The 6,900-nt window shown below is 39.6% G+C and carries 6 protein-coding genes and 4 pseudogenes; 5 read left to right on the forward strand and 5 right to left on the reverse strand.

All coding sequences use genetic code 11. From position 1 onward, the window contains the following. Positions 1–384 (reverse strand): IS5 family transposase (locus AACT19_RS23685; protein ID WP_076649061.1); only part of this gene is annotated, 384 nt, incomplete at its 3' end. Positions 385–723: 339 nt separating this feature from the next. Here AACT19_RS23685 and cspE point away from each other — a divergent pair. The 4 genes and pseudogenes from cspE (at position 724) to AACT19_RS23710 (ending at position 3,503) form a co-directional block, all read left to right on the forward strand. Further along, a complete protein-coding gene (gene cspE, locus AACT19_RS23690) occupies positions 724–936 on the forward strand; it encodes a transcription antiterminator/RNA stability regulator CspE (protein ID WP_076649063.1) in 213 nt (70 codons plus the stop codon). A 1,061-nt stretch (positions 937–1,997) separates the two neighbouring features. Then, a complete protein-coding gene (locus tag AACT19_RS23700; RefSeq protein WP_076649067.1) occupies positions 1,998–2,210 on the forward strand; it encodes a cold-shock protein in 213 nt (70 codons plus the stop codon). Between the two features lie 150 nt (positions 2,211–2,360). Next, positions 2,361–2,567: a hypothetical protein gene (locus AACT19_RS23705; RefSeq protein WP_076649069.1), complete on the forward strand. Its 207-nt coding sequence runs from the start codon at positions 2,361–2,363 to the stop codon at positions 2,565–2,567. A 262-nt stretch (positions 2,568–2,829) separates the two neighbouring features. Continuing rightward, a pseudogene (locus AACT19_RS23710) lies at positions 2,830–3,503 on the forward strand (IS6 family transposase). Positions 3,504–3,556: 53 nt separating this feature from the next. Here the strand turns inward: AACT19_RS23710 and AACT19_RS23715 are convergent. The 3 genes and pseudogenes from AACT19_RS23715 to AACT19_RS23725 all read right to left on the reverse strand — a co-directional run. Then, positions 3,557–3,730: pseudogene (locus tag AACT19_RS23715) on the reverse strand (regulator); the annotation flags it as partial. A 155-nt stretch (positions 3,731–3,885) separates the two neighbouring features. After that, complete coding sequence (locus AACT19_RS23720) at positions 3,886–4,374, reverse strand: Hsp20 family protein (protein WP_076649071.1); 489 nt, start codon at positions 4,372–4,374, stop codon at positions 3,886–3,888. A gap of 299 nt (positions 4,375–4,673) precedes the next feature. Next, positions 4,674–5,823: pseudogene (locus AACT19_RS23725) on the reverse strand (IS3 family transposase). 62 nt (positions 5,824–5,885) lie between these two features. Between AACT19_RS23725 and AACT19_RS23730 the strand changes: the two are divergent. Next, a pseudogene (locus tag AACT19_RS23730) lies at positions 5,886–6,065 on the forward strand (IS6 family transposase); the annotation flags it as partial. Between the two features lie 79 nt (positions 6,066–6,144). Here AACT19_RS23730 and AACT19_RS23735 read toward each other — a convergent pair. Beyond that, a complete protein-coding gene (locus AACT19_RS23735; RefSeq protein ID WP_242658976.1) occupies positions 6,145–6,840 on the reverse strand; it encodes an Ig-like domain-containing protein in 696 nt (231 codons plus the stop codon). Positions 6,841–6,900 lie beyond the last annotated feature (60 nt).

Genomic DNA, 6,900 nt, shown 5'->3' on the forward strand with positions numbered 1-6,900 from the left:
GCCATAAACCTTAAGGCCAGTAGCATCAATAGCTAGGTGCTGTATTGCTCCTCTCGCTTTAGTCTTAAATGAAACCTCAACTTGCTTGGCTCTACGACTGATGCAGGTGTAATGCGGACAGCTTAATGGAACATGGGCCAGTCTAAATATCGAGTCGATAAATCCTTGTAACGCTCTCAGTGGCATAGAAAATACGCGTTTCACCATGAGTGCTGTCGTGATAGCTAAATCACTGAATCGACGTGGCCTACCGCGCTTATTCTGTTTACTTTGCGCCCACCCGCTTATTGCTTCTTCATCAATCCAAAAGGTCAGAGAGCCACGGTTAATGAGTGATTGGTTGTATTGCTTCCAGTTGGTTGTTTTGTAACGAGGCTTAGGCATAGGGCTACGAGAGAGAGTGGACGTAGCTGATCAGATCGTAGGTTCTTGATTTAGTTCCATTGAATTACGCAACAAAGCCATAATTAACTTAAAGACTCAAAGTTTGCGACAGAACCAATTAGACCTTTACAAAAGAGAGGTAATGAGCAATAATGGCGTTGCTCTGTCGTTCAGAGTTATTAAATGAAACATCCAGTTGTAAAAGTAAAACCCTCAGAATTCCTTCGTTATTGTTGTTTTCCTCAGTGTTTCCCTTAGCTTCATAGATACATTAAATAATTCCAGCTCTCAGCGCATCGCGTTTCGCGATTAATTTTTATTTTATATAAGGGACACAATATGTCTAACAAAACAAATGGCGTAGTAAAGTGGTTTAACGAAGAGAAAGGTTTTGGCTTTTTAACTCAAAACAACGGTGGTGCTGACGTATTCGTTCACTTCCGTGCAATCGCTTCTGAAGGTTTCAAAACTCTTAACGAAGGTCAAGCAGTGTCTTTCGAAGTAGAGCAAGGCCAAAAAGGTCTTCAAGCTGCAAACGTTGTAGCTGCATAAGATTTAAATAGGCGTGAGCGGAAATACCGCTTGCGCTACTTCCCTTATCTTAAAGTACTTATTTATAACACCCCACGAAAATATCCAACATTATCCCAATACTTTTTGTATTTGTCGTTACGTTTCTTATTTACTTCGTTTTTATAAATAAAATTTATTAATATACACCAGTGGTAGTGTTTATAACATACTGCTAGCTTCGTTATATCTAACGAAAATAAAAAAGGATCAACCATGTCTCGAACAACAGGCCGCAAACTTTTTTGGTTTCAACAACAAAAGAAAAAAACAACGATAAATAAGAAATAGGAATAGTATGAAGATCACGTTTAATCTATTTAAAGATAACCTTTCTTGGGATAGGATTATTCACCAACTTAATGGTGATATTTTAAGGCGCCACGTTTTAGTGAGCGGAAACGTGGATGATATGAATGTGAAGTTTTCATATTGCGAAACGACTTTAACAGGCAGCATTACTGATCAACATGATTGCTTACTTGGTAATTTTAGTATTTTGGCTTAACTAACAATTTCATCGAAAGCATAAGCTCATAATTAACCTTACTAATAATTGATACACAATTGTCCGACTGAGTCCTAGCTCTTTGCTGATTGTGTGCTTGATATCTCGCTTCCTAAACGTTCCCTGATTTCATTGTGAACCGGCAATACATTTTGATCCGCACACACAAAGCTAAGCAGGTTTCCATACCTATAGTTCTCCATTATTTGCTAATCTTGAAAATTCACTGGACCATCTTTGTCCAAAAATTATTCAGCATCGATCTGACTAATTATTTTTGCGTCTTAAGATATTTACATGAATATCCACTAAAATAATCCTTTACATATAATAAATAAAATACAATAATGTCCTCGCTCTGTTGTTCAGAGTTGTTAAATGAAACATCAGTTGTAAAAGTAAAACCCTTAGAATTCCTTCGTTATTGTTGTTTTCCTCAGTGTTTCCCTTAGCTTCATAGATACATTAAATAATTCAAGCTCCCAGCGCATCGCAATTTCAGCGATTAATTTTATTATTATATAAGGGACAATCTATGTCTAATAAAAAAACTGGTTCTGTAAAATGGTTTAACGAAACTAAAGGCTTTGGCTTTTTGACTCAAGATAATGGTGGTGATGACGTATTTGTACACTTCAACGCCATTGTTTCAGAAGGCTTCAAGACTCTAATTGAAGGTCAAAAGGTTTTTTTCAATGTAGAGCAAGGTCAGAAAGGCCTTCAAGCAGCAGATGTTGTTGTTGCTTAACTGATTTTAAATAGAGGTGCTTGACACCACCTCTAGACTCTTACCCTTCAAAATAGCCAATCAATGTTTTTCCTCTGTAAAAGATGTATTTTTCACGATCTTATTTTTTGGACAAACGATTAAAAAACTAAAATAAAATAGAAGATAATTATGCCAACATTTAATATTAAGTATATCAACGAGAAAAATAACACATTAAAATTAGAAACTGTCTTTATGCGTGGTTTAAAAGGCGCAAAAATATCAGCATCTTCTTGTGCGCCATTTTGTACAAATAGAATTGAACTTAGAAATATTCTTGGAACACTATTAGCATACAAAGAAAACGGGATTTGGCTTAATGATGTCAGCGTGTGAATTATAAGAAAATAGACTCCAATGAATGTATTAAAAGTAAATATAACCTATATTATTAATTAAATTTATTCAAACCGTATCCCTTTTAAATTCCTATTTCATTCTCATACCTTAACGTCTGTATCGTAATCAGAATGTACTGCGTTTCTACTGACCTACACCATCAATACTGGATGCCAGGTTAATATATTTGGTTCTGTCGTGAACTTTGAGTCTTTAAATTTAATATTTTCTTGATTTCTATTCATGATACTGATTCTTAATGTTTGAAGGCTGCCACTTTCCCTCTGAAGTTATTCTCGAAACCGCACGTTATTATATCGCCTATAAACTCAGTTATCGTGAAATTGAAGAGATTCAATTAGAGCGCAGAGTTGTTGTGGGTCACGCCACTATTAATCGTTGGGTAATCAAATTCACTCCAGCGTTAGAGCACAGAGCGAGGCGTAGAAAGAAGCCCGTGTCGGACTCGTGGCGAATGGATGAAAAGTAAAAGGTAAGTGGGTCTACTACTACCGAGCCGTTGATAAATTTGGAAAGGTGATCGATTATTATCTTAGCCTGAACCGTAAGGAGCCTGCAGCTAAAGCCTTTATTTATAAGGCCATTGCACAAAATGGTTTACCAAGTAAAGTCGTCATAGATGGAAGTAAGGGTAACTACGCGGCCATTGATTCTATGAATGTTCAGCTCTGGTTAACCGGTTACTTTATGCTCTCACTGGTAGAAATTTATAACATAAAATATCTGAATAATATCGTTGAGCAGAGTCATCTTTGGGTGAAGCAGAAAACGCGTCAAGCACTAGGTTGGAAGTCAATGGAAGGAGCCTTGGCAAGTTTGTATGGACGAGAAGTTTGGACGATGTTGAAACAAGAGCAGATAGATGTTGAAGGTCAGACAGTCTTTGAACTATTCTACGCACTCGCAGTATAATTGTATCTTCAGGGGTGGTCTGTCACGCCTCTAACTAGATTTGCGACAGAGCCCCGACCCTTCGACATTCTCATCAGCCTTTTACATTCGGGTGGAATTGGATCCCCTTCATCCCAACCAGTGACTGTTCTTACAGTTTTAAAACACAGTTCCGCGACCTTTTCCTTCGTCATTTGGCACTCTAACTCTCGAAAAATATAATTCTTACTCATTTCGCGATACTTCAATGATAAAACCTCTAAATACAAGAGGTTGCACTTTATTGATAAGATATGCAGTATTGAACATAAGCAGGCATAGTGTGAACCCAGATTTAGATACAAAAACGGCTCCCAATTAGGAACCGTTCCCCTTTCAAAAATGATAATGTGCTTTCACACTATCATTCTCCTTTAGCAGCTTTATTATCTTTGGTGCTTGTATCTTCAGCCTTATGCTCTAATACATCACAGTTTTTATTGATAGTGATAGACTTAGGCTTCATAGCTTCAGGTATCTCTTTCACCAGAGTAATAGTTAACAATCCGTTAGAAAGATCTGCATCCGTAACTTCAACATAATCAGCTAAGTTGAACTTACGTTCGAATGTACGATTGGCGATACCCTGATACAGATATTTATTTTCTTTATCAGCACGTTTTTGCCCACGTACACTTAGCACGCTCTTTTCTACTTGAATATCAAGCTCTTCCTGAGTAAATCCGGCTACGGCCAGGGTGATGGCATAGCGATTCTCTTTTAGAACTTCAATGTTATATGGTGGGTAACCGTTGATAGCAGTTTCACTGGTCATGGCATGATCAATTAATGATGCTAGACGGTCAAACCCAACACTACTACGGTATAGTGGAGATAGGTCAATTGAGCTCATAATATATCCTCCATAAGAAGCAATACAAAATAAAAACAAGAATGATAAAAAGGCCTCTTGATAAGACAACCTTCTCAAGGTTTTTATAGTGTTTACGAACAATTATCTCAATAGTTTTTATATAGCAATTTCTCATTGAATTAGTTTTTTTATATGAAATTGCTATATCCTATCTATAATGACGAGACTCTCTCTACTTTCTGATGGGCAATATTCCACGATATGAATTACGCGGGTGGCATGGGGGCGCGAGCGGTTGGTTTAGTTAGAAATGAAAAAAAGGCAGACTGGACACTTAGCTAAGCGACATTTCGCTTTTCAAAGTTCATTGGGCTTAGGTACCCAAGAGCACTGTGCCTTCTCGTTCGATTATAATCAACTTCTATGTACTCGAAGATCGTTTGGCGCATCTGCTCTCTCGTCATAATTGGCTCATATTGAATTGCTTCAACTTTCAGTGAATGGAAGAAGCTCTCAACACATGCGTTATCCCAACAGTTCCCTTTTCTACTCACACTTTGTTTTAAATTATAAGTGCTTATGAGGTCTCGATAGTCTTTCGAACAGTACTGACTACCTCGATCGCTATGAGTTATGACATGCTCAGGGAACCCTCGACGGAATAAAGCCATCGACAAAGCATCACAGACCAGTGAGGCCGTCATTCTCGTATCCATAGACCAACCAATAACTTGCCTTGAATAAAGGTCAATAATGACAGCTAAGTACAGCCAGCCTTCGCTTGTGGCAACATAAGTGTGTCTCCTGCCCATTTTTGATTCGGAGCCGTTGCGTTAAAATCTTGAGCGAGCAAGTTCGGAGCAACGGGCATTTTATGCTTACTGTCCGTTGTACACTTAAACTTGCGAGCTGCTTTCGCTACTAAATCCTGACGTTTCATACTGGCGGCAATGGTCTTAACATTATGGTTATCACCGCTCTCTGCCAGTTCTTTCTGAATACGTCTTGAGCTATCTCGCTCTTTGCTAACGTCAAAGGCTTCTTTTACCTTGGTATCAAGCTTTTGGCGCTCTGTCTCACGTTGAATCGCCTTGTGGCGGTTCTCAACCCAATAATAAAACCCACTTCGAGAAACTCTGAACACCTTAGCCATACGGGAAATACTGAAACTCAGCAGGTGTTCGAGCATAAATTCATAGCAATTTACTTTAGATTTTTCGCGAAGTAGGTGGCGGCCTTTTTTACGATTTCTAGCTCTTCTGCTTGCTCTGCCAACTGCCTCTTTAGCTTAGCGACTTCAACGGCCAATTCTTGTTCTCGTTGGCTAATACTAGAATTCTTCTTTGTGGCTTTTCGCCAACCGTAGATCTGAGATTCATGTAACGAGAGCTGTCTTGCGGCTGCAGCGACTCCCACTTTCTCTGCCAGCTTCAGGGTTTCTGCTTTAAATTCAGGAGAATGGATAATACGTTTCTTCTTACTTGTCATGGTTCACCTCATTAGTGATTGTACTCACTTAACTCAGTGTCCAAAACTGCTGGTGCGGATCAGTTGAGCAAAGTCACCGAAAGGTGAAAGGGAAAATGCATCAATGCTTAGGCTGGAAAAGCAAAGAAGGTGCAACCAACACGCTAGCAGGTATTGAGTTGTGGACGATGATCAAAAATGAGCAACTAGATAATCCAAATGGATTATCTAGTTGGGAACAGTTTTACGCGCTCGCAGCATAATTACGCCTTGAGATTAGAGTCATAGTCGCTTATTAAAACTTTGCGACAGAACCAAAATTAAAACGTTAAACTCTAAACTTTAAGGATTTGAGACGCAGGATACGTAGGTCGTGTAGTCCTGAATGCTGAAGCTGATGGAGCCATTGTTGAGGCTCACGCTGTCATAGGAAGAACCATCAGGAGTCGCCGAAAAATAGTAGTAGTAGGTCGGCCAACCGCGCGCGGTAGACATATTATAAGATACGCCGTATAGCTCCGTTTGTAACTCGTCTTTTGTCGCTAAACTCCAGTTCGTTCGTCCGCCGAGACTATGGCTGTTGTAGGTTTCGCACAGTACATTTGCGTTAGTCCAGCTGAATAAGTAAAAATCACCAGTTGGGCCGTAATTTCCCAATTCAGTATAAGTATCGTCATGAGCACTACCACCAATGCTGTCCAGATAGGCCACTGATGGTGAGTTGGTAAACAACTTACCAGTACCTGTATCGAAGATGTCTATACATTCACCAGCCAAATTAGCACATATATTCACATTCACCGTATCACTGGTGATGTTATCTTTACTGGCGGTTAGCGTCGTGTTCCCTCCTGCAACAGCGGACAATAAACCCGCTGGCGTTACTGTCGCGGTATTGGTATCAGCCGACGTCCACGTCACTGAGCTGCTGATATCAGATGAAGTACTATCACTGAGCGTCGCTGTTGCAGTTAACTGCTGAGTCTGACCTTTCAAAACCTTCACCGCTGAAGGCGTCACTTGAATCGAGTCAATCACCGCATCCGACACCGTCACATTCACCGCACTACTTTCCTCACCATCTTTACTGGCGGTTAG

This window comes from Vibrio sp. 10N.222.47.A9 (assembly GCF_963872585.1).
GTDB lineage: Bacteria > Pseudomonadota > Gammaproteobacteria > Enterobacterales > Vibrionaceae > Vibrio > Vibrio splendidus.